16 protein-coding genes and 2 riboswitches are annotated in these 19,550 nt (G+C 69.1%); of the genes, 10 read left to right on the top strand and 6 right to left on the bottom strand.

Features of this window, described 5'->3' with window-relative positions; genetic code table 11:
* Positions 1–344: 344 nt before the first annotated feature.
* The 7 genes from G3N98_RS31370 (at position 345) to G3N98_RS31340 (ending at position 9,777) form a co-directional block, all read left to right on the top strand.
* Complete coding sequence (locus G3N98_RS31370; RefSeq protein WP_206150366.1) at positions 345–1,397, top strand: oxidoreductase; 1,053 nt, start codon at positions 345–347, stop codon at positions 1,395–1,397.
* A gap of 158 nt (positions 1,398–1,555) precedes the next feature.
* Positions 1,556–1,918 (top strand): hypothetical protein, encoded by a 363-nt coding sequence (locus G3N98_RS31365; RefSeq protein ID WP_011350564.1) that lies wholly within the window; start codon positions 1,556–1,558, stop codon positions 1,916–1,918.
* Between the two features lie 113 nt (positions 1,919–2,031).
* A riboswitch (glycine riboswitch) is annotated at positions 2,032–2,133 on the top strand.
* A 33-nt stretch (positions 2,134–2,166) separates the two neighbouring features.
* Positions 2,167–2,300: riboswitch (glycine riboswitch) on the top strand.
* A gap of 84 nt (positions 2,301–2,384) precedes the next feature.
* Positions 2,385–3,503, top strand: coding sequence for a glycine cleavage system aminomethyltransferase GcvT (gene gcvT, locus G3N98_RS31360; protein ID WP_206150365.1), 1,119 nt, complete (start codon positions 2,385–2,387; stop codon positions 3,501–3,503).
* Positions 3,504–3,620: 117 nt separating this feature from the next.
* A complete protein-coding gene (gene gcvH, locus G3N98_RS31355; protein ID WP_089424187.1) occupies positions 3,621–4,001 on the top strand; it encodes a glycine cleavage system protein GcvH in 381 nt (126 codons plus the stop codon).
* Positions 4,002–4,143: 142 nt separating this feature from the next.
* Positions 4,144–7,071 carry an aminomethyl-transferring glycine dehydrogenase gene (gene gcvP / locus G3N98_RS31350; RefSeq protein ID WP_206150364.1) on the top strand — a complete coding sequence of 976 codons (2,928 nt, stop codon included), beginning with the start codon at positions 4,144–4,146 and terminating at the stop codon, positions 7,069–7,071.
* 150 nt (positions 7,072–7,221) lie between these two features.
* Positions 7,222–8,358: an alginate lyase family protein gene (locus G3N98_RS31345; RefSeq protein WP_206150363.1), complete on the top strand. Its 1,137-nt coding sequence runs from the start codon at positions 7,222–7,224 to the stop codon at positions 8,356–8,358.
* 30 nt (positions 8,359–8,388) lie between these two features.
* Positions 8,389–9,777, top strand: coding sequence for an L-serine ammonia-lyase (locus G3N98_RS31340; protein ID WP_206150362.1), 1,389 nt, complete (start codon positions 8,389–8,391; stop codon positions 9,775–9,777).
* A 10-nt stretch (positions 9,778–9,787) separates the two neighbouring features.
* On the opposite strand, the gene G3N98_RS31335 is transcribed toward G3N98_RS31340, so the two are convergent.
* Together G3N98_RS31335 and G3N98_RS31330 are read right to left on the bottom strand one after the other, a co-directional pair.
* Positions 9,788–10,072 carry a type II toxin-antitoxin system RelE/ParE family toxin gene (locus G3N98_RS31335; RefSeq protein ID WP_089424184.1) on the bottom strand — a complete coding sequence of 95 codons (285 nt, stop codon included), beginning with the start codon at positions 10,070–10,072 and terminating at the stop codon, positions 9,788–9,790.
* Positions 10,069–10,530 (bottom strand): hypothetical protein, encoded by a 462-nt coding sequence (locus G3N98_RS31330; RefSeq protein WP_206150361.1) that lies wholly within the window; start codon positions 10,528–10,530, stop codon positions 10,069–10,071. The genes G3N98_RS31335 and G3N98_RS31330 overlap by 4 nt, the downstream gene beginning before the upstream one ends.
* 325 nt (positions 10,531–10,855) lie before the next feature.
* Here G3N98_RS31330 and G3N98_RS31325 point away from each other — a divergent pair, with 325 nt between their 5' ends.
* Positions 10,856–12,559, top strand: a complete 1,704-nt coding sequence (locus G3N98_RS31325; RefSeq protein ID WP_175237728.1) for a thiamine pyrophosphate-binding protein — start codon at positions 10,856–10,858, stop codon at positions 12,557–12,559.
* The gene (locus G3N98_RS31320) at positions 12,556–13,653 is read left to right on the top strand and encodes an ADP-heptose--LPS heptosyltransferase (RefSeq protein WP_206150360.1); all 1,098 of its coding nucleotides are present in this window, start codon (positions 12,556–12,558) and stop codon (positions 13,651–13,653) included. Before G3N98_RS31325 ends, G3N98_RS31320 begins: the two co-directional genes overlap by 4 nt.
* Positions 13,654–13,818: 165 nt before the next feature.
* Here G3N98_RS31320 and G3N98_RS31315 read toward each other — a convergent pair whose 3' ends face one another.
* The 3 genes from G3N98_RS31315 to G3N98_RS31305 all read right to left on the bottom strand — a co-directional run bounded on the left by G3N98_RS31315 (position 13,819) and on the right by G3N98_RS31305 (position 17,464).
* A complete protein-coding gene (locus G3N98_RS31315; RefSeq protein WP_206150359.1) occupies positions 13,819–14,850 on the bottom strand; it encodes a helix-turn-helix domain-containing protein in 1,032 nt (343 codons plus the stop codon).
* A 216-nt stretch (positions 14,851–15,066) separates the two neighbouring features.
* Positions 15,067–15,621, bottom strand: coding sequence for a hypothetical protein (locus tag G3N98_RS31310; protein ID WP_206150358.1), 555 nt, complete (start codon positions 15,619–15,621; stop codon positions 15,067–15,069).
* 316 nt (positions 15,622–15,937) lie between these two features.
* Positions 15,938–17,464 carry an aldehyde dehydrogenase family protein gene (locus G3N98_RS31305; protein WP_089424179.1) on the bottom strand — a complete coding sequence of 509 codons (1,527 nt, stop codon included), beginning with the start codon at positions 17,462–17,464 and terminating at the stop codon, positions 15,938–15,940.
* Between the two features lie 322 nt (positions 17,465–17,786).
* On the opposite strand from G3N98_RS31305, the gene G3N98_RS31300 reads away from it, so the two are divergent.
* Positions 17,787–18,215, top strand: a complete 429-nt coding sequence (locus tag G3N98_RS31300; protein ID WP_175237723.1) for a pyridoxamine 5'-phosphate oxidase family protein — start codon at positions 17,787–17,789, stop codon at positions 18,213–18,215.
* A gap of 103 nt (positions 18,216–18,318) precedes the next feature.
* On the opposite strand, the gene G3N98_RS31295 is transcribed toward G3N98_RS31300, so the two are convergent.
* The coding region (locus G3N98_RS31295) for an MFS transporter (protein ID WP_206150357.1) at positions 18,319–19,550 on the bottom strand (1,232 nt) is incomplete at its 5' end.

Below are 19,550 nucleotides of genomic sequence, written 5' to 3'. Positions count from 1 at the left end.
CGCTCGAGCGCCACCTGATGGCCACCGACGGCTTCCACCCCAGCGCAACCGCCTGCGCGGTGTGGGCCGCGCAGGTCGCCGCCGCCGTGCTGCGGCGGGCGACCGTATGACGCCGGGCGGCGCCCCCGCGGCAGCCGTTCATCGCACGGGCAGGCATGCAACCCCGCGCGCGCGGCTCCCCGGCCCGCGCAAAATGCCGGCTTTCCTTGCGCAAGCGCCGCATCGCATCGCGCATTTCGCCCGAACGCGCCGGTGCAAGCGGCGGCGCCATGCCAAAATAGCCGGTCGTCTTCGCGCCGTCCCGGCGCGCCATCCTTTAGTTTCCTTCGCAGCCAGGAATTGCCATGTCGTCATTGCTCAGGATTGGTTTGATGGGTTTCGGTTTCGCCGGCGCGACGTTCCACGCGCCCGTGATCGCCACGAGCGGCCGCACTGAAGTCGCCGCGATCGCGACGGGTCAGCCCGATCGCGCGCAGGCGGCGTATCCGGGCGCGCGCGTCGTCCCCGATCTCGACACGCTGCTCGGCCTCGATGACATCGAGTGCGTGGTGATCGCCACGCCGAACGACACGCACTTCGCGCTCGCGCGCCAGGTGCTCGAAGCGGGCCGCCACGTGGTCGTCGACAAGCCCGTCACGCTCACCGCCGACGAGGCGCTCGCGCTCGCGCGGCTCGCGAACGCGCGCAGCCGGCTGTTCGCGCCGTTCCACAACCGCCGCTGGGACGGCGATTTCCTCACCGTGCGCGACATCGTCAAATCGGGCGAGCTCGGCCGCATCACCCGTTTCGAGTCGCACTTCGACCGCTTCCGCCCGACGCCGCGCACGCGCTGGCGCGAGGAGCCGGCTCGCGGCGGCGGCCTGCTGCTCGACCTCGGCCCGCACCTGATCGACCAGGCGCTCGCGCTGTTCGGCCTGCCGGAAACGGTGAGCGCGACCGTCAAGACGCGCCGCGACAACGGCACGGCGCCCGATTTCGTGCACCTGCAGCTCGGCTATCCGGACAAGGACGTCACGCTGCATGCGAGCGCGCTGTCGGCGATCGAACCCGCGCGCTTCACGCTGCACGGCACGCGCGGCAGTTATCAGAAGTTCGGGCTCGACACGCAGGAAGACCAGCTCAAGGCCGGCCTCACCGCCGACGACGTCGAATTCGGCGGCGGCAACCCGCCCGGCCTGCTGCGCGTGCTCGACGGCGAAGTCGAGGTCGAGCGCCCGGTGCCGACGCTCGATGGCCAGTACGCGGAGTTCTACCGCGCGCTCGCCGCGTCGATCCGCGACGGCGTGCCGTTCCCCGTCACCGCGCAGGACGCCGTCGACGTGATGACGATCATCGAGCTCGCCGCGCAGAGCGAGCACGACGGCCGCCGGCTGCCGTTCGTGCGCCGCACGATCTGACACCGCGCGCCGGCCGGTAGCGGCCGGCCGGCGCCGGTGCAGCGGGATCAGCCGGAACATTCGGTTACAAATGCCGGGGGAACGAAAGTCAGCGGCAGACTGGTCTGATGCGTTTCTCGAAAAAGTCGATCCGACACCAATCCGTCAGGAGAATGTTGATGCAACGGTTGATTCGCGCAGCAGCGTGCTGCGTCCTGGTTTCCTCGCTTGCGGCCTGTATCGTGCAGCCGCAGCAGCCGGTCCGCCCGGCGCCCCCGCCGCGGCCGAATCCGCAGGTCGTCGCGAACGAGCGGATGCAGCAGATCCAGGGCCGGATCGACAACCTGCACCGCCGCATCGATGCACGCGTGAACGGCGGCTACTACCCGCCGCCTTACGGCGCGCAGCTTCATCATCGCCTCGACGTGATCCGCCAGGAATCGAACGACATGTCCGCGCAGCACAGCGGCGGCCTGTCCGGCGACGAGCAGCGCGTGCTGAACCAGGAACTCGACACGGCCGCGCGCGCGATCGGCGAGTAACGCACCGGCGCCCGCCGGAGCGGAAAAAGCGGCGGCGCCGGTTGCCGCCGCTTGTCGCGAAGCGACATTCTTTTGCTCAAATTGACAAGGCCCACCCGCTCGCGTACAGTCGCCCGCACGCGTCGGGAGAGCGTGTAACCGGGCTGTTTCAGCCGGTTGCGCCGCCGAAGGGGCACACCCGCAAACTCTCAGGCAAAAGGACCGACCGCGTCGGGGAATCCCGTCCGCGCATTGCGCGGGCCGCACTCTCCCCGCACTCTGGAGAGCGGCAGTAGCCCGCAGCGCATCCGCTGCGCGGGCAAGCTGCCCACCGAAGGGGCGCGCGTTCGCCAGGCCTGGCCGGCAGCGCAATCTCTCAGGTATCGAGGACAGAGGGGCATGTACCGGATCGCTCGCAGGCCATCGGCCGCGGTGGTCGGCACATGGCCGTTCTGATCCGCGCGCAAGCGCCTTGCCTGAGGCCTCGATGACTGCACTGAATCACACCCCGCTCAACGCCGCGCACCGCGCGCTCAATGCCCGCATGGTCGACTTCGGCGGCTGGGACATGCCCGTCAACTACGGCTCGCAGATCGAAGAACATGAAGCCGTGCGCACCGACGCCGGCATGTTCGACGTGTCGCACATGTGCGTCGTCGATTTCACCGGCAGCCGCGTGCGCGCGTTCTTCGAGCATGCGATCGCGAACAACGTCGGCAAGCTCAAGACGCCCGGCAAGGCCCTCTACTCGTGCCTGCTCAATCCGCAGGGCGGCGTCATCGACGACCTGATCGTCTACTACTTCACCGAAGAATTCTTCCGCGTCGTCGTCAACGCCGGCACGGCCGAGAAAGACATCGCGTGGTTCAACCAGCTGAACGAGCAAGGCGGCTTCGGCGTCACGATTACGCCGCGCCGCGATTTCGCGATCATCGCCGTTCAGGGCCCGAACGCCCGCGAAAAGACCTGGGCGACCGTGCCCGCCGCGCGCGCCGCCACCAGCGAACTGAAGCCGTTCAACGCCGCGCAGGTCGCCGGCACGCCGTTCGGCGATCTCACCGTCGCGCGCACCGGCTACACCGGTGAAGACGGTTTCGAAGTGATCGTCCCGGCCGTGCACGTCGAAGCGCTGTGGAACGCGCTGCAGCAAAACGGCGTGCGCCCGTGCGGGCTCGGCGCGCGCGACACGCTGCGCCTCGAGGCCGGCATGAACCTGTACGGCCAGGACATGGACGACACCGTGTCGCCGCTCGACGCGGGCCTCGCGTGGACGGTCGATCTCTCCGCGCCGCGCGACTTCGTCGGCCGCGCCGCACTGGAAGCCAACGGCACCCGCGCCGCGTTCGTCGGCCTGATCCTGCAGAAGGAAAACGGCAAGGCCGGCGGCGTGCTGCGCGCGCACCAGAAGGTCGTCACGCCGCACGGCGAAGGCGAGATCACGAGCGGCACGTTCTCGCCGTCGATGCAGGAATCGATCGCGTTCGCGCGCGTGCCGGCGGCCGTCCAGATCGGCGACCTCGTCCAGGTGCAAATTCGCGACAAGAATCTTCCCGCGCGCGTGGTAAAACTGCCGTTCGTGCGCAACGGCAAGGTCCTCGCTGCGTAACGGCCGGGAGGCCCGCCTCCCGGGAAGCCGGGAGATGGCGCCCGACGCAACACCACACCCGGCGCGCCCCGGCGGCGCGCCAGCAAAACGAACACACCCTTTTACCAGGAGCATCCGATGAGCAACGTCCCGGCCGAGCTGAAATACACCGACGAACACGAATGGATCCGCACCGAGGCGGACGGCACGCTGACGGTCGGCATCACCGATCACGCGCAGAGCACGCTCGGCGACATCGTCTTCCTCGAACTGCCGCAAGTCGGCAAGTCGGTGACGGCGGGCGACGCCGTCGGCGTCGTCGAATCGGTGAAGGCCGCATCCGACATCTACTCGCCGGTATCCGGCGAGGTCGTCGCGATCAACGAAGATGCCGCCAATTCGCCGGAAGAAGTGAACAGCGACGCGTACGGCGTTTGGCTGTTCAAGATCAAGCTCGCGGCCGGCGCGTCGACCGACAAGCTGATCGACGCTGACGCGTACAGCAAGCTGATCGACTAATTTCCCTGAATCGCGCGGGACGGGTCAGCCGCCCTGCCCCGCGCGGAACCCGGGCCGGCGTCAACGCGCCGCCCGGGTCGACCGCAAAGCATGGGGCCCGAGCCAGCGCTGCAGCGCTCGCCCGGGCCGACCAAGGAACGCCATGAAGCTCGAACACCCGGACCGCCTGATGAACCGCACGCCCCTCTCGCTCGCCGCGCTCGAAACGCACGACGCGTTCGCCGAACGCCACATCGGCCCCGACGCCGCCAGCCAGCAGGCCATGCTCGACACGCTCGGCTTCCCGTCGCGCGCCGCCCTGATCGACGCCGTGATCCCGGCCTCGATCCGCCGCGCCGAAACGCTGCCGCTCGGCCCGTTCGCGCAGCCGAAGAGCGAAGCCGAAGCCCTCGCCGCGCTGCGGGTTCTCGCGGACAAGAACCAGGTGTTCCGCTCGTATATCGGTCAGGGTTACCACGACACGCACACGCCGGCCGTCATCCTGCGCAACGTGCTCGAAAACCCGGCGTGGTACACGGCCTACACGCCGTACCAGCCCGAAATTTCCCAGGGTCGCCTCGAGGCGCTCCTGAACTTCCAGCAGATGGTCGCCGACCTCACCGGCCTCGCGATCTCGAACGCGTCGCTGCTCGACGAAGCCACCGCCGCCGCCGAAGCGATGACGCTGCTGCAGCGCACCGGCAAGCCGGCATCGAACGTGTTCTACGTCGCCGACGACGTGCTGCCGCAAACGCTCGAAGTGATCCGCACGCGCGCGCTGCCGGTCGGCATCGAGGTCAAGACCGGCCCGGCCACCGACGCCGCGCAAGCGAATGCGTTCGGCGTGCTGCTGCAGTACCCGGGCGTGAACGGCGACGTGCGCGACTACCGCGCGCTCACCGAAGCGATCCACGCGGCCGGCGGCCACGTGGTCGTCGCGGCCGACCTGCTCGCGCTGACCGTGCTCACGCCGCCGGGCGACTGGGGTGCGGACGTCGCGATCGGCAACACGCAGCGCTTCGGCGTGCCGATGGGCTTCGGCGGCCCGCACGCCGCATATCTCGCGGTGCGTGACGAATTCAAGCGCCAGATGCCGGGCCGCCTCGTCGGCGTGACGGTCGACGCGCAGGGCAAGCCCGCGCTGCGCCTCGCGCTGCAGACGCGCGAACAGCACATCCGCCGCGAGAAGGCGACGTCGAACGTGTGTACCGCGCAGGCGCTGCTCGCGATCATGGCCAGCATGTACGCGGTCTACCACGGCCCGCACGGCCTGAAGACGATCGCGCTGCGCGTGAACCGCATCGCGGCGCTGCTCGCCGCGGGCGTGAAGCAGCTCGGCTTCGCGACCGTCAACGACACGTTCTTCGACACGCTGACGATCGACACCGGCGCGCGCACCGCGCAGGTCCACGAATTCGCGAAGGCGAAGCGCATCAACCTGCGCCGCGTGAGCGACACGCAAGTCGGCGTATCGGTCGACGAAACGACGACGCGCGACGACCTCGCCGATCTCCTCGCCGTGTTCGCGCAAGCCGCGGGCGGCACCGCACCGGCCGTCGACGCGCTGGACGCGGGCCTCGCCGGCGTCCCCGCGCTGCCGGCCGGCCTCGAGCGCACGAGCGCGTACCTGACGCACCACGTGTTCAACCGCCACCATTCCGAAACCGAAATGCTGCGCTACCTGCGCAGCCTGTCGGACAAGGATCTCGCGCTCGACCGCTCGATGATCCCGCTCGGCTCGTGCACGATGAAGCTGAACGCGACCTCGGAAATGCTGCCCGTCACGTGGCCCGAGTTCGGCCGGATCCACCCGTTCGCGCCGGCCGACCAGACCGTCGGCTACCGCGAGATGATCGACCAGCTCGAGCAGATGCTCGTCGCGGCCACCGGCTACGCGGCCGTGTCGCTGCAGCCGAACGCGGGCTCGCAGGGCGAGTACGCGGGCCTGCTGATCATTCACGCTTACCACGCATCGCGCGGCGAAGCCCATCGCGACGTGTGCCTGATCCCGGCGTCCGCCCACGGCACGAACCCGGCATCCGCGCACATGGCCGGCATGAAGGTCGTGGTCGTCGCATGCGATGCACAGGGCAACGTCGACATCGCCGATCTGAAGGCGAAGGCCGACGCGCACGCGAAGGACCTCGCGGCAATCATGATCACGTACCCGTCGACGCACGGCGTGTTCGAGCAGAACGTCCGCGAGATCTGCGAGATCGTCCATGCGCACGGCGGCCAGGTGTACGTCGACGGCGCGAACATGAACGCGATGGTCGGCCTGACCGCGCCGGGCCAGTTCGGCGGCGACGTGTCGCACCTGAACCTGCACAAGACCTTCTGCATCCCGCACGGCGGTGGCGGCCCGGGCGTCGGTCCGGTCGCGGTCGGCGCGCACCTCGCGAAGTTCCTGCCGAACCAGCGTTCGACCGGCTACACGCGTGAGGAAGACGGCATCGGCGCGGTATCGGCCGCGCCGTACGGTTCGGCGTCGATCCTGCCGATCTCGTGGATGTACATCGCGATGATGGGCGCGAAGAACCTGACCGCCGCGACGGAAACCGCGATCCTCAACGCGAACTACATCGCGAAGCGCCTCGCGCCGCACTACCCGGTGCTGTATTCGGGCCCGGGCGGGCTGGTCGCGCACGAGTGCATTCTCGACCTGCGTCCGATCAAGGAATCGAGCGGCATCACCGTCGACGACGTCGCGAAGCGCCTGATGGACTATGGCTTCCACGCGCCGACGATGAGCTTCCCGGTGCCGGGCACGCTGATGGTCGAGCCGACCGAATCGGAATCGCAGGAAGAACTCGACCGCTTCATCGCCGCGATGATCGCGATCCGCGACGAAATCCGCGCCGTCGAGGAAGGCCGCGCCGACCGCGAGGACAACCCGCTGCGTCACGCACCGCACACCGCGGCCGTCGTCACCGCGAACGAATGGCCGCACGCGTACTCGCGCGAGCAGGCTGCGTACCCGGTGGCGTCGCTGGGCACGAACAAGTACTGGCCGCCGGTCGGCCGCGCGGACAACGTCTACGGCGACCGCAACCTGTTCTGCTCGTGCGTGCCGATGTCGGAATACGCATAACGCACGCCAGGCCAGGAGCCGCCGGATGGTGACCGCACCGCACGCAACCCGGAGTTGCGTGCGGTTTTTTGTTCGCCGCTCGAACCGGTTCACGTTCGTCCGCCAATCCGGCTAACATCACACGCGATCCAGCCAAAGAAGGAGTTCCGCATGGTGCGTCCGATGTTTCCGGGCCATGGTGCAATGCAAGGGCGGCCGCGCGCGCGCCGCGTCGTGCCGATGCTCGTCGCGTCGCTGTCGTTTGCCGCCGCCGGTCTCGGCGCGTCCGGCAGCGCGCGCGCGGCGATGAATTTCTGCGCGGCGCCGGCACTGCAGGCGAGCGAGACGACACAGGCCGAGCCGGGCATCCAGGCACTGATCCGCAGCGTCGACGCGCGCATCGGCGAGCAGCCGAAGGCGATGGCGCGCGTGCACACCGAGGGCACGCTGCCGCATGAAGGCATCTACGACCAGAGTGCCGCCGCGCTGAAGGATCTCGACCTGATGCGCGATGCCGCGCTCGCGTGGCGCGTGACGAACGCGCCGCGCTACCTGCAGCTCGTCGACCGCTTCCTGTCCGCGTGGGTCGCGACCTACCAGCCGAGCTTCAACCCGATCGACGAGACGCGCTTCGAAAGCCTGATCGTCGCGTACGACATGACCGCGAGCGCGCTGCCGGTGAAGACCCGCAACGCGACGGCCGCGTTCATCGCGAAGCTCGGCGCCGGCTACGTCGCGCAGATCGACGCGCAGAAGCGTCCGCTCACGGGCACCTGGCGCAACAACTGGCAGAGCCACCGGATCAAGCTGATCGCGCTGTCCGCGTTCACGCTCGGCGACCGCAAGATGATGAACGCCGCGCAGCGGCTGTTCGTCGAGCATCTCGCCGACAACATCGGCCCGGACGGCAAGACCTGGGATTTCGAGGAACGCGATGCGCTGCATTACGCGGTCTACGACCTGCAGCCGCTGGTGACGGCCGCGCTCGCCGCGCGCCGCTTCAACCGCAACTGGCTGCGCGAACGGGGCGCGAACGGCGCGTCGCTCGCGGCCGCGCTCGACTGGCTCGTGCCGTACGCGCTCGGCGAAAAAACGCACGAGGAATTCGTGAATTCGCCGGTGCCGTTCGACGCGAAGCGCCGCGAGGCCGGCCTGCCGGGCTACACGGGGCAGTGGGACCCGAAAAACGCCACCGAACTCTTTCATCTGGCCGCGCGGCTCGACGGGCGCTACGCCCGCGTCGCGCAGCAGCTTTCCCCAACGCCGCCCGCATGGCTCGCCGCGTGCCTGCCATTGCAGGCGCGCTAGCATTATTCTTAAAGCAAGGCAGAAATCACTATGGCAGTCAGCGTCTTTGACCTCTTCAAGATCGGCATCGGTCCGTCCAGCTCGCATACGGTCGGGCCGATGCGCGCGGCGCTGATGTTCGTCCAGGGACTCGAGCGTGACGGGCAACTCGCGGCGACGGCCCACGTGAAGGTCGAGCTGTACGGCTCGCTCGGCGCGACCGGCAAGGGCCACGGCACCGATCGCGGCGTGATGCTCGGCCTGCTCGGCGACGCGCCCGACACCGTCGATCCCGACACGATCGACGCGCGGCTGGAAGACATCCGCAAATCGAAGCAGCTCGCGCTGCTCGGCACGCATCCGGTGCCGTTCGTGCTGAAGGAGAACATCGCGTTCTACCGTCAGGCGCTGCCCGAGCACCCGAACGGGATGAAGCTGCGCGCGTCCGACGCGAGCGGCAACGTGCTGGTCGAGCGCACCTACCTGTCGGTCGGCGGCGGCTTCGTCGTGACGGCCGGCGCGCCCAACACGAAGGTGCTGAGCGCGGCCGAGCAGATGACCCACCCGTTCCGCACCGGCGCCGAGCTGCTCGCGCTGACCGAGTCGACCGGCAAGTCGATCGCGCAGCTGATGTGGGAAAACGAGCGCGCGTGGCACACCGAGGAAGAGACGCGCGACGGCCTGCTGAAGATCTGGGCCGTGATGCAGTCGTGCGTGTCGCGCGGCTGCGGGATCGGCAACCCGGAAGCCGACGGCAACCTGCCCGGCCCGTTCCAGGTCAAGCGCCGCGCGCCGCAGCTGTACCGCACGCTGACGGGCAGCCCCGAGCGCGCGCTGCAGGATCCGCTGTCGATGATCGACTGGATCAACCTGTACGCGATCGCGGTCAACGAGGAAAACGCGGCCGGCGGCCGCGTCGTCACCGCGCCGACCAACGGTGCGGCCGGCATCATCCCGGCCGTGCTGCACTACTACACGCGCTTCACGCCCGGCGCGAACGAACAGGGCGTGATCGACTTCCTGCTGACGGCCGCCGCGATCGGCATTCTTTACAAGCTGAATGCGTCGATCTCCGGCGCGGAAGTCGGTTGCCAAGGCGAAGTGGGCGTCGCGTGCTCGATGGCGGCCGGCGCGCTCGCGGCCGTACTCGGCGGCACGCCGCAACAGGTCGAGAACGCGGCCGAGATCGGGATGGAACACAACCTCGGCCTCACCTGCGACCCGGTCGGCGGGATGGTGCAGATCCCGTGCATCGAGCGCAACGCGATGGCGTCGGTGAAGGCGGTCAACGCGGCGCGCATGGCGCTGCGCGGGGACGGCTCGCACTACGTGTCGCTCGACTCCGTGATCAAGACGATGCGCGAGACGGGTGCCGACATGAAGACGAAGTACAAGGAAACGTCGCGCGGCGGGCTGGCGGTGAATATCGTCGAGTGCTGAGTGCGGCGCGTCACGGCCACTGCCGGCGCGCATGCAGTACACGGAGAATCTCCACGATGCCGTCGGCTGGCCGAATGCGATACACCAGTACATAATTCGGCGCGATCACCAGTTCGCGCGTGTCCGGCACGCGCCCCAGTCGATACAGCTCCGCGCGCGCCGGCAGCGACGCGGCCTTTGCCTCCAGCAGTTCGTCCAGTTCCAGCGCGGCCAGTGGATTGTCCTGACCGATATAGTCGAGGATCGCAACGCGATCCTCGTACGCCTTCGGATGCCAGTGCAGTGCGAGGGTCAAGAAGCATCACCCTGCTTGCCGGCAATCCTCCGACGCAGCGCATCGCGACGTGCCTCAAACCCGGCCCTGACTTCTGCGTCGGGAATCGAGGGGCGCGGGTCGTCCAGCGCCTGCTGCACCTGCTCGCGAAACCAGCGATCGTGAGCGGCCGCTTCGTGGGCCACTTTCAGCGCCTCGGCACGATCGGGCCGGGTCGTCCGGCCGGGCGCCTCCGGATCGAAGCCGGCCGCATCGACATCGAACCGGCTGATGCCGATGTCGCGCAAAAAGCCGACCAGCGTTTCAAAGCGACGGAACACGCGCACATCGCCGCGTTTGGCCGACAGGAAGCGGTCGTTCGCACCACAGCGGGCCGACAGCGCCCAGCCGTTGCCGCAGCCGACCACTCGCGCCGCACGTACGGCGCCCGCTTCGACGAGCTGGGTGAGCGTCTTCTGGTCGATCGTCTCGGTTGTCATGCCGTTCCTTGATTTCGTCAGTCGTTTCGACGCAAATTTTACTATTGAATGAGTTCCCATTTTATTGTTAATTGGGCGACATATTCGCGGAGGGTGAAACGGAAATTTGGCTGGATCCTTGTTGCCCCTACTTTCCATCATCGGGCTATCGCCCACAAGCCGGCCTTTTGGCCATCGCGCACCACCGGCGATCCAGCATGCCTTCCCTTCTCCACGGCCGTCCGATCTATTCCCCCTCGTTCCGACACTTTTCAGCAGCCGGCGTACCGGCGCCCCGCCAACCGGCGTAAGCTGTACGTCCCGCTACCCAGGGAGACGGCAGCCCATGTCGCATTCCAAGGATCTCGAGCAGCCCGCCACCACCGGCGCGCGACTGCTCGTCGATGCGTTGCTCGCCAATCACGTCGAACGCGTGTTCTGCGTGCCGGGCGAGAGTTTCCTCGCCGTACTCGATGCGCTGGCGGACGACACCGCGCGCATCCAGACGGTCGTCTGCCGCCACGAGGCGGCCGCCGCGAACATGGCCGAGGCCGTCGGCAAGCTCACCGGCCGCCCCGGCATCGCGTTCGTCACACGCGGCCCCGGCGCGACCCATGCGTCGATCGGCGTGCACACCGCGTTCCAGGATTCGACGCCGATGATCCTGTTCGTCGGCCAGTGCGCACGCGAGCACCTCGACCGCGAAGCCTTCCAGGAAATCGACTACCGGCGGATGTTCGGCCAGATGGCGAAATGGGTCGCGCAGATCGACGACCCGCGTCGTATCCCCGAATACCTGAGCCATGCGTTCCACGTCGCGACGTCCGGCCGCCCCGGCCCGGTCGTGCTCGCGCTGCCGGAAGACGTGCTGTCCGAAGCGTGCGCGCCGCAGCCGGTCGTGCCGGCCGCGAAACGCGTCGCGGCCGCGCCGTCGGCCGCGCAGCTCGACGAGCTGCGCGAGCGGCTCGCGCGCGCCGAGCGGCCGTTCGCGATCGTCGGCGGCAGCGGCTGGACACCCGACGCGTGCGCGAACCTGCGCACCTTCGTCGAGCGCTGGCAGCTGCCGGTGGCCTGTGCGTTCCGCTACCAGGACACGATCGACAACGCGCACCCGAATTACGCCGGCGACGTCGGGCTCGGGATCAACCCCGCGCTCGCGAAGCGCATCCGCGACGCCGACCTGCTGCTCGTGATCGGGCCGCGCCTCGGCGAAGCGACGACCGGCGGCTACACGCTGCTCGACATCCCGAAGACGCGCCAGACGCTGATCCACGTACATCAGGGCGCGGACGAGCTTGGCCGCGTGTATGCGGCCGACCTGCCGATCGTGTCGGGCATGCCCGAAATCGCCGCGCCGCTCGCCGCGCTCGAGCCGCCCGAACACCCCGCATGGGCCGGCACCGCTGCCGACGCGCATCGCGCGTATCGCGAATGGCATGCGCCGCTGCCGATGCCCGGCGACGTCCAGCTCGGCGACGTGATGGTGCAACTGCGCGAGCGCCTGCCGCATGACGCGATCCTCACCAACGGCGCCGGCAACTATGCGATCTGGCTGCATCGCCACTTCGCGTACCGGCACTTCCGCTCTCAGCTCGCGCCGACCAGCGGCGCGATGGGCTACGGCGTGCCGGCCGCGCTTGCCGCGAAGTCGCTGTACCCGTCGCGCGCCGTCGTCGCGCTCGCGGGCGACGGCTGCTTCATGATGGCCGGCAACGAGCTCGCGACCGCGATGCAGTACGGGCTGAACATCGTCGTGATCGTCGTCAACAACGGGCATTTCGGCACGATCCGCATGCATCAGGAACGCAACTACCCGGGGCGCGTGCATGGCACGGGGCTCACGAATCCCGATTTCGCCGCGTATGCGCGTGCGTTCGGCGCACATGGCGAGACCGTCGAGCGCACCGCCGATTTCGCGCCCGCGCTCGAGCGCGCACTGACCTGCGGGCTGCCCGCGCTGATCGAGATCCGCATCCCTCAGGACGCCAGCACGCCGGCCGCGACACTCGAACAGATCCGCGAACAGGGCCGCCGCGCACGCGGTGGGTGACGGTGGACATGCACGCCGCGCCGCACGCCGTCGCGCTGTCGCACGACGCCGCACTCACGTACCCCGGCACGCTGCTCGCGCCGGACGGCACGCTCGTCGCGCCTTACGACCTGGAGCACGGCGGCGCGCGTGCTGTCGGCCACGTGCCGGCCGCGCCCGCACGTGGCCTGCTGCACGCCGCGCACCAGCCGTTCAGGCTCGACTACGACCGTGCACGGCACGTACACGTGATCAACGGGATGGGTGTCACGCTCGGCGATTCGGTGATCGGGCTCACGGCACTCGCCGCGTTGCGCGCCGCGCACCCGGGCCTGCACTTCACGCTGTATCGACCGGCCTGCGCGCCGGGTTATGTCGAGGCGCTGTATGCGCTCGCTGCCGACAGCGTCGCGCCGTCGCGCGCACTGCCGTACCCCGCCGGCGCGCTGCCGGCGGACGCGCCGTGCATCGACGTCGGCAATCACCTGTACTGGCCCGCGTTCGCGCGGCTGCCGATGATCGACTTCTTCCTCGACGCGCTCGGCGTGGAGCCCGCGTCGGTGCCGGCGTCGGCCAAGCGCAACCGCTGGCTCGCGCAGTTGCCGCTGCCTGCGTTGCCTGCGCAATGGCAACGCCCGTACGTGCTGTTCTGCGCGACCGCGAGCACCGCGTTGCGCAGCGTGCCGCCGGCACTGCAGGCGACGATCGTCGAGCAGCTCGTGCAGCGCTACGGGTTGCCGGTAGCCGGGTTCTGGCCCGTCGCGCATCCCGCCTATGTCGACGTGAGCGCCGATGCGGCCGGCGGTACGGCCCGGTTCATGGCATGGATCAAGGGTGCCAGCGTGCTGTTCGCGCCCGACACGGCAGCGCTGCATCTCGCCGACGGTTTCGACGTGCCGACGCTCGCGTGCTTCACGACGATCGGGCCGACGCTGCGCGTGCGCGACTATCCGCATTGCGTGCCGGTCGCGCTCGACGTGCCCGCTGAATTGCGCGGGATGCATCGCAGCGAACGGCCGGCCGATCTCGCGGCGGTCGAGGCCGCCTATCGCGCGATCGACTGGGATGCGCTGGCGTGGCCCGCGCCGCGCGAAACGGCGGCTACGGCCGAATAGGGAAACCGGGAGCGGCGGCCGGTTGCGAGGCTGAAAGCGTCGCTGCGTGGACGTGTCGCCTGAGCCTGAGCCTGAGCCTGAGCCTGAGCCTGAGCCTGAGCCTGAGCCTGAGCCGGTGCCGAATGCGGCGTCTAAACCAGAACCACTTCGACTACCAACCCGCGCTCACCCCGCCGCCATCACCCCGCGCTCGCGCAGCGTCTCCGACGGCCGCTTGCCGAACAGCCGCCGGTAATCCGTCGCGAACTGGCTGAGATGCCAGAAGCCCCACGCCTCCGCCACGTCCTGCACCGAACCGGCAGCGCGGCCGCACAGGTCGCGCCGCGCGCCGTTCAGCCGCAACGTGCGCAGATAGGTCGCGGGCGCCATGCCGAGCACGTCCTGGAAGCAGTACTGCAGCGTGCGCCGGCTCACGTGCAACTGCTCGCACAGCTCGGGCACGCCGACCGGGCGCGTGCGGTGCGCGAGCACGTAGTCGCGCGCCTGTTCGACGATCCAGCGGCGCATCGACGGCGCACGGCCCGAATCGTCGTCGGCCGGCTGCGCGCACGCGTCGAACAGCGCAGCCAGCACCTCGGCCTGCAGGTCGTCGCGCTGCGCATCGGCCAGCGGGCCGGCCATCGCCATCGCGCCGTCGAGCCGGCGGCCGAGCAGCGCGCACAGGCGCGCGAGCCGCGCATCGCCAACCTGCATCACGCGCTGCGTGAACAGCCGCTCGTCGAGCGCGCGGTGTTCGACCTCTTCCGCATAGCGGCGCAGCACGTCGCCGCGCACGACGACGCCGTAGATCGAGAACTGCGCGGGCGTCACCAGTTCGAATTCGACGTTGCCGGGCCGGAACGCGAGCGCACCCGGCCCGATGCGGCACGCATCGACGCGCGCGGTGCCGTCGCTCACGAGCGGGATGCCGAACCAGTACGCGTCGCCGCGCACCTCACACGCCTGGCGCAGCAGGTGGCTCGTCGATTCGCGAAACAGCTTCATCGTGTCGAGCGGCAGCTCGGTCAATGTGCCGACGAATCGGCCGGCCGCGAGCTGGTCGTAGGTCTGCCGCCAGCCGATCAGGTTGCGCGCCTGCTCGTCGGCGTCATGCGCGACGCTGACGACCGCCTGCCCGGCCAGCGCATCGTCGCCCTGCGCGTTGCGCCGCGTGTCTTCGGCCGTCGGTTCTTCGCTGCACGCCACGTATTGGTCCATCGTGTCCTCCCTCACCTGCCCGGAACCGCACCTGCCACGCAAGTCCCGTGCCGAACAGCGCGCGACCCGCGCAAAGTCCGTCATTCGACGCTGCGCGGCACGGACGCGCCATGCGGGCATGCCCGAACGCCTTGTCGCACGCACCCCGTCGGTGCGGCACGCGCCGCGCCGGCGCATCCGGTACGCGCCGCCCGCCCGGCAATGCGCGACGGCCGGCTAGCCACCGTTCGCGGGCCGCAACCGCACGACGCGCGTGCCGCAATTGCCGTACGCCTGCGCGACCGCCAACTCGACGATCGCGCTGCCGGCCGGCCACGGCGCCGCGTCCGCCTCGGACAGATCCGTCCGCAGCGTCGCGCGCCCGTTGATCCGGTAACGGATACCGCGCACGAAGTCGACGAACAGCAACCCGACGCCGCTGCCATTACACCGCGCCGCATCGATCCGGCCACCGTCGCTCTCGCCGTACACCGGCAACACGAAGCGCAGCGTCTTCGTATCGATCACGCGCACGACCGGCAGCAGGTCACCGTTCGCGTTGCGCCGGCTCTGCACGATGTCGCAGGTCACGCCCGCCTGCCCGCCGCACGCCGTGCCGACGAACATGAATGGCTGCGTCTCGATGAACTGCCGCACGCCCATGCTCAGCCGCGTCGTCACGACGTCGCTCATCCGCTCGGCCTCGTCGGCGACGCCGAAGCGGTGATGCGCGTCGAGTTCACCCGCGTGGAACACGGGATGGCGCGGATAGGATCGGGGCGGTTCTGACATGGAGTTTTACGTCCGGTGCGCCGGCTCGACTTGCCGCCGCGAGCAAACGACCATCGGTATCGTTTCCGGCGAAGACCGCGACAATCCGCGGCCGGAACCAGATTGCAAATGCGAATGGGCGGAAACGGTCAAGCTCCGGATCGCCGGTCGGTCGCGCCGCACGCATCCGCGCACCGGTCGTCGGCCAGGCAGCCACCGCCGCCCGGCGCGACACGCGTCCGACGACCCTCCGGTATCCGAAGCTTTACCGCTCGAGACAGCGCCCCGACCGGCCGACGCATACCACCGCCGGCCGGCCAGGACGCCCGCGCACGGATCAGAAGAACCCGAGCGCCTCGGCCTGATAGCTCACCAGCAGGCACTTCGTCTGCTGATAGTTCGACAGCGCCATCTTGTGCGTCTCGCGGCCGATCCCCGACTGCTTGTAGCCACCGAACGCCGCATGCGCGGGATACAGGTGGTAGCAGTTGGTCCACACGCGGCCGGCTTCGACCTCGCGGCCCATCCGGTACGCGCGCGTGCCGTTGCGCGTCCACACGCCCGCGCCGAGCCCGTAGAACGTGTCGTTCGCGAGTTCGATCGCGTCCTGCTCGTCCTTGAACGTCATCACCGACGCGACCGGCCCGAAGATCTCTTCCTGGAACACGCGCATCTTGTTGTTGCCGAGCAGCATCGTCGGCTTCACGTAGTAGCCCGTGCCGAGTTCCGCCGCCGGTGCCGTGCGCTCGCCGCCGGTCAGGCATTGCGCGCCTTCGCCGCGGCCGATGTCGATGTACGACAGGATCTTGTCGAGCTGCTGCTGCGACGCCTGCGCGCCGATCATCGTCTGCAGGTCGAGCGGATGGCCGGCCTTGATGCGCTCGACCCGCGCGACCGCCTTCTCGATGAACTTCTCGTAGATCGATTCCTGGATCAGGATCCGCGACGGGCACGTGCACACTTCGCCCTGGTTCAGCGCGAACATCGCGAGCCCTTCGAGCGCCTTGTCGAGGAACGCGTCGTCCTGGTCGAGCACGTCGGCGAAGAAGATGTTCGGGCTCTTGCCGCCCAGTTCGACCGTCGACGGGATCAGGCTGTCGGCCGCCGCGCGCAGGATGTGCTTGCCGACCGGCGTCGAGCCGGTGAACGCGATCTTCGCGATGCGCTTGCTGGTCGCGAGCGCTTCGCCCGCTTCCTTGCCGAAGCCGTTCACGATGTTGATCGTGCCGGCCGGGAACAGGTCGCCGATCAGCTCCATCAGCACCAGCACCGACGCGGGCGTCTGCTCGGCCGGCTTCATCACCACGCAGCAGCCGGCCGCGAGCGCCGGCGCGAGCTTCCATGCGGCCATCAGCAGCGGGAAGTTCCACGGGATGATCTGGCCGACGACGCCGAGCGGCTCGTGGAAGTGGTACGCGACGGTGTTGTCGTCGATTTCGGAGATGCCGCCTTCCTGCGCGCGGATGCAGCCCGCGAAATAGCGGAAGTGGTCGATCGCGAGCGGCAGGTCGGCCGCCATCGTCTCGCGCAGCGGCTTGCCGTTGTCGATCGTCTCGGCCACGGCCAGCAGCTTCAGGTTCTTTTCCATCCGGTCGGCGGCGGCGAGCAGCAGGTTCGCGCGCTCGGCAACCGACGTCTTGCCCCACTTGCGGCGTGCGGCATGCGCGGCGTCGAGCGCGAGCTCGATGTCGTCGGCGCCCGAGCGCGGGATGCGACAGAACGGCTGGCCGTTGATCGGCGACACGTTCTCGAAGTACTCACCTTTCACCGGCGGAACCCACTTGCCGCCGATGTAGTTGTCGTATTGCTGACGGTACGGGTATTCGACGTCGAGGCCCAGTTGCTTCAGGTCAAACGGGTTCATACATGTCTCCTGTTCATCGTGCTTGTGTGAGTACAGCGCCGGTTGGAATTGCGCTGCCCTCGTTTACGCAACATGCGTGCCAAACAGGACGGAAGCACGGCAACCGCGGCCGGCCCGCGTGCGCACCGTGCCGTGTTCACCGACGCAGCATGGCGGGTGTGCCGATTCTGAACAGCATGGTTGCGCAGCACGCCCGGACGGTGTTCGAAATCTCCACAGTGCGCGGGTGCATCCGCGCGCGGAGGCAGGCCGGGCCGCGTGGCATGTCGCTTGCGTGCGCCGTTCGCATTCCCATGCAGCGGCGCGTGCGCCGACCGACACCATGAACGACCGCGGCCCCCTGACCGACGACGCCATCGCGTTCATCCGCGAGCAGGCGTTCCTGATCGTCGCGACCGCCGACGCGGCCGGCAACAGCGACTGCTCGTACCGCGGCCGCCAGCCGCGCGCGGACGGCTCGTTCGAGCCGCTCGTCGACCTGCCCGACCGACGCACGCTCGTGCTGCCCGACTTCGCGGGCAACCACCTGTTCAACACGATCGGCAACCTGCTGGTGAATCCGGCCATCGCGCTGCTGTTCGTCGACTTCGTGCGGCAGACGACCTGGCTCGTGCAGGGCCATGCGACGATCGACGAGGAGGCGGGAAGCCATGCGCATCTGTGGCCCGATGCGCGGCGCTATGTGGTGGTTGAAGTGGCGCATGCCCAGGCACGGGCGGATGCGACGCTGCCGCCGCTGGTGCTGGCTTGAGGGGCAAGGCGGATCGTCAGCGTGCGAATGCGGCGATGATGAACCAGGATGGACGACGCTCCGGCCGCCGTGGCCGGAGCGTCCGTGCGCGACGACGCGACGCTCAACGCGCGGGCATCTCCGCACAAGCTGGTTCGATCCGGCTGCGCGCCGACACGTCGGCATGCACGTGCTCGTCAGTGTCGTCATCCGTTTCAGTCGCCGCCGGTCGCCCACCCAGAAACGCAAACACCACCCCCGCACACAGCACCGTCACGACCGCCAGTCCGATCAACAACCGATCGAACGCATGCGTGTAACTCGCGAGCAGCGCCGCATGCCCGACTCCCGGCAACGCAACCGCCGCACCCGCGAGATCACCGGTCGCGAGCCGCGCCGCCGCACGCAGCGTCGCTTCAGGCGTGCCGGCGGCGCCCGCCGCCTGCATCAGCCCCGTCCGCGCGAGCCCAGCCAGCACCGCACCGACGATCGCGAGCGCGATCCCTTCGCCAGCCACGCGCGTCGTGCTGAAGATCCCCGTCGCCATCCCCGCGCGCTCCTTCGGCACGACGCTCACCGACAGCCCGTCCATCAGCCCCCACGGCATCCCGGCCCCGACGCCGATCACGATCATCGGCGCGATCGCCGCGGCCCCCGCGCCGCCGCGCAGCGCGATGCCCAGCCACACGAGCCCGGCTGCCGCGATCAGGAGCCCGAACCCCGAGATCACGCCGGCCGACAGCCAGCGCGTGAGCGTCGCCGCGATGAACGGCACGATCAGCATCGGCGCGGAAATCGCGAGCATCAGCCAGCCGGCGTCGATCTCGCTGAAGCCGTCGATACCGATGAAGCGCAGCGGCAGCACGACGAGCAGCACGATATAGCAGCAGCAGGTCGACACCGGCAGCACCTGCACGCCGACGAAGCGCGCGATCCGGAACAGCGACAGGTCAAGCATCGGCCGCGCGACGCGCGTCTCGATCGCGACGAACGCGCCCGCGCCGAGCGCCGCGCCTGCCAGCAGCGCGATCACCAGCGGGCTCGACCAGCCGCGCGCGGGCGCCTCGATCACGCCGAACGTGAACAGCGTCAGCGCGGTGGTGAACGCGGCCGTGCCGGGCCAGTCGAGCCCCGTCGCATGCGGGTCGCGCGACTCGTGCATGCGCGGCAGCCCGAATACGAGCGACAGCCCGCCGGCCACCGCGCTCGTCACGAAGATCGCGCGCCAGCCGTATTGCCCGATCAGCGCGCCGGCGAGCACCGGCCCGAACGCGAGCCCGATGCCGAAGGTCGTGCCGAGCAGGCTGAATGCGCGCGTGCGCGCCGCGCCGTCGAACTCCTGCGCGAGCGCGGCCG

The organism is Burkholderia sp. Tr-20390 (assembly GCF_017104595.1).
Taxonomy (GTDB): domain Bacteria; phylum Pseudomonadota; class Gammaproteobacteria; order Burkholderiales; family Burkholderiaceae; genus Burkholderia.
This window is presented reverse-complemented; position numbering and strand designations above follow the sequence as displayed.